Origin of the sequence: Bacillus sanguinis (assembly GCF_018332475.1) — a bacterium.
GTDB lineage: Bacteria > Bacillota > Bacilli > Bacillales > Bacillaceae_G > Bacillus_A > Bacillus_A sanguinis.
On sequence record NZ_BOQB01000613.1, the window covers coordinates 1 to 208 of the forward strand.

General features: G+C 27.9%; 1 protein-coding gene. It reads left to right on the top strand.

The genetic code is table 11. From position 1 onward, the window contains the following. Positions 1 to 208, top strand: a 208-nt coding sequence (locus KI369_RS28860; RefSeq protein ID WP_212959043.1) for a PDC sensor domain-containing protein, incomplete at both ends; no start/stop codon positions are given.

A 208-nucleotide genomic window follows, 5' to 3' on the forward strand; every position in this document is an offset into this window, starting at 1 on the left:
AGATTGGTATAAAGAAGCACATGAAAATAAAGGGAAAGTAATTGTTACTGCGCCATATCAATCAGCATCTACAAAAAATATGGTAGTGACAATTGCTAAAGAAGTAAAAGATGGTAAAGGTGTTATAGGAATTAACTTAAATTTAGATAACATCTTAAAAATTTCCAAAATGATTAACATTGGTGAAAAAGGTTATGCAGTTATTTTA